The organism is Streptomyces soli, assembly GCF_003999195.1.
GTDB lineage: Bacteria > Actinomycetota > Actinomycetes > Streptomycetales > Streptomycetaceae > Actinacidiphila > Actinacidiphila soli.
Genome location: NZ_RJVR01000383.1, coordinates 1 through 2,792, shown reverse-complemented (window position 1 = coordinate 2,792; position 2,792 = coordinate 1). Strand labels below are relative to the sequence as shown.

Annotated in this window: 2 protein-coding genes and 1 pseudogene; 2 read left to right on the top strand and 1 reads right to left on the bottom strand. The window is 66.7% G+C overall.

Going from position 1 to position 2,792, the window contains the following annotated elements:
- Positions 1-623, top strand: a 623-nt coding sequence (locus tag EFK10_RS45955) for an integrase core domain-containing protein (RefSeq protein ID WP_164836480.1), incomplete at its 5' end; no start/stop codon positions are given.
- 63 nt (positions 624-686) lie between these two features.
- On the opposite strand, the gene EFK10_RS45950 is transcribed toward EFK10_RS45955, so the two are convergent.
- The gene (locus tag EFK10_RS45950; protein WP_240677878.1) at positions 687-2,141 is read right to left on the bottom strand and encodes an MDR family MFS transporter; all 1,455 of its coding nucleotides are present in this window, start codon (positions 2,139-2,141) and stop codon (positions 687-689) included.
- Positions 2,142-2,390: 249 nt separating this feature from the next.
- On the opposite strand from EFK10_RS45950, the pseudogene EFK10_RS51700 reads away from it, so the two are divergent.
- A pseudogene (locus EFK10_RS51700) lies at positions 2,391-2,585 on the top strand (tyrosine-type recombinase/integrase); the annotation flags it as partial.
- Between the last annotated feature and the right edge of the window lie 207 nt (positions 2,586-2,792).

Genomic DNA, 2,792 nt, shown 5'->3' with positions numbered 1-2,792 from the left:
AGCCCGCACCTGAACGCGACCACCCAACCTGGGCCGCCTTCCTACGGGGCCAGGCCCACACGATCCTGGCCTGCGACTTCTTCACCGCCACCACCCTGAACGGCGCGAGCGTGTACGTCTTCGCCGTCATCGAGCACGCCAGCCGCCGCATCCGCATCCTCGGCGTAACCGCCCACCCCACCGCGGACTGGGTCACCCAGGCCGCCCGAAACCTGGTGATGGACCTCCAGGACGCGGCCACCACGGTCACGCACCTGATCAGGGACCGCGACAGCAAATACACCCGGGCATTCAACGCCGTCTTCGAGGCCGAGGGCATCGAGATCGTCACCACCGGCATCCGCGTTCCCCGCATGAACTCGATCATGGAACGTTGGGTGCAGACCTGCAGACACGAACTCCTCGACCGTACCTTGATCTGGAACCAGGCCCATCTGCTCTACGCCCTCGGCGAGTTCGAGTCGTTCTACAACCAGCACCGGCCTCACCGCACCCTGAACAGCGCGGCACCCCTGCAGCCCGTCCCCGAACCGATCACCGAACCGGACCGAGTCGACCGCCTCGACGTCCATCGACGTGATCGACTCGGCGGCACCCTCCACGAGTACGCTCATGCCGCCTGACCAGCGCGGACGTAATAATCGGCACCCGCAATGTCCCGCGACCTACGGTGAGCCGTCCCCTTGTCAGTCGAAGGCGAGCGGTTCACTGTGTCGCGGCATCAGCAGCAGCGCGCCGACCCCGAGCACCGCCAGCACGACCAGTCCGAGGAAAACGTGGTGGGTGGCCTCGTACAGCGAGTCGCGCAGGAAACGCGCCACCGCGGGAAGTTCGGACTTCGGCGCCGGACCGAAGGTCAGGCTGGTGGCGTTCACGCTGCCGGACAGCTTGCCTGCCACGGCCGCTGGCGGGTTGGCATAACTGGCGGCCAGGCTGGCGTTGGCGATCGCGCCGAACACTGCCGCCCCGACCGCGCTGCCCAGCGAGCGGCTGAACATGTTGGTCGCCGTCACCACGCCGCGCCGCTCCCAGGTAACCACCGATTGGGCGGCCACCACCGTCGGGCTTGCGGACAGGCCGAGTCCGACGCCTAGGACGAACGCGGCGAGCGCGGCGAACCAGATCGAGGTGTGCTCACCCAGCAACGTGACCAGCACGGCACCGGCGACGACGAACACACTGCCGATCAGCGCGGTGTCCCGGAACCCGATCCTGAGATAGATCCGCCCTGACAGGCTGGCCGCGAGAGGCCATCCCACGGTCAGCGCGGCGAGGGCGAAACCGGCGACGACGGCGCTCTTCCCAAGGACGCCCTCCGCATAGGTCGGCAGGTAGGAGCTCAGGCCGATCATCAGCGCGCCGATGACCAGCGCGGATAGGTTGCCGCCCGCCAGGATGCGGTGACGGAACACCCACGGCGGCAGCACGGGCTCGGCCGCGCGGCGCTCGATCAGGAAGAACCCGACCAGCAGCGCAATGCCGATGACGAAAATCGCGATACTCGGCGGCGAGGCCCAGCCCCAGGCCACGCTGCCCTCCAGAAGGCCGAGGATGAGCAGCGAGAACCCACCGGTGAGGGCGGCCGCGCCGGCGTAGTCCACCTTTTTGTCGTTCTTGCGGGTCACCTTCTCGGAGAAGTGCCGGCTCAGCATCCAGACAGCGACGGCGCCGAGCGGCAGGTTGACGAAGAAGATCAGTCGCCAGGACAGGTACTCGGAGAACAGGCCGCCGAGAGTCGGCCCGATCACCGAGGCGATGCCCCAGACGCTGGCGACGTAGCCCTGCACCCGGGCGCGTTCCGTCACGGTGTACAGGTCGCCGACCATCGTCATGCTAATCGGCTGCACCGCACCGGCCCCGATGCCCTGAACGGCCCGGGCGACGATCAGCAGGGGCATGCTCCAGGCAACTCCACACAGTACGGAGCCGAGCAGGAAGGCCGCGATGCCGAAGAACATCACCGGCTTGCGGCCGAGCGAATCGGCGAATTTTCCATACAGCGGCACGGTGACCGCCTGGGTGAGCAGGTAGACCGAGAACAGCCAGGGAAACTGGGAGAAGCCACCCAGGTCTCGCACTACGGACGGGACGGCGGTGGCAAGGATCGTGGAGTCGAGTGCGACGAGGCCGGTGCTGAGCATGATCGCGATCAACACCGGGCCCCGTTCAGATCGCAGGCCAATACCGCTGCCATCCGGGGTGGCGGCGGTCGACGTTGTCGGCGATGTCGCCATGCGAGCTCTCCTCCAATGGTTGATGAACTGCCCGGGGTCAACTGCCCGGTCGCGTGATCCATTCCTGAGAGTGACGAAACCCACCTGCACACGGCCGCTACTAACGGAGGATGTTACGCAGGGTCGCCGGCGCATGGCGCTCCGCCCCCATGCTCTCGACGCAGCACGCTCGGCCTGCTCTTCAAAGGCTCGCGTAGGGGCCGGGCTGTCGGGTACTTCCGTTTCTACGATCTTCGTCACACCGGTCACACGCTCGCGACGCAGTCGCGCGGGACCCTCAAAGACACGATGGTCCGCGCCAGCCAGTCCTCCGAGCACGCCGCGCTGATCCACCAGCACTCGAACCTCGACGGGCACCTGCCCTGCTGCTTACCTGTGCCCCAGGCAGGATTCGAACCTGCGACACCCTGCGGGTGCCAATAAATCATCCGCCCTGCTCAGCACACCTGAGTCGGGTTGAGGCTACCGTGCAGCGACGGTTGGAACTGAACGCGCTCAACAAGTACCGGCAGCCTGCCTGAACGAGTTCAGTTCCTGCCTCGCGGCACATCTCGCTAG

Bases quoted from the DNA above. Each gene is read 5' to 3' on its own strand.
- EFK10_RS45950 (WP_240677878.1), bottom strand. From the start codon at position 2,141: ATGCTCAGCACCGGCCTCGTCGCACTCGACTCCACGATCCTTGCCACC.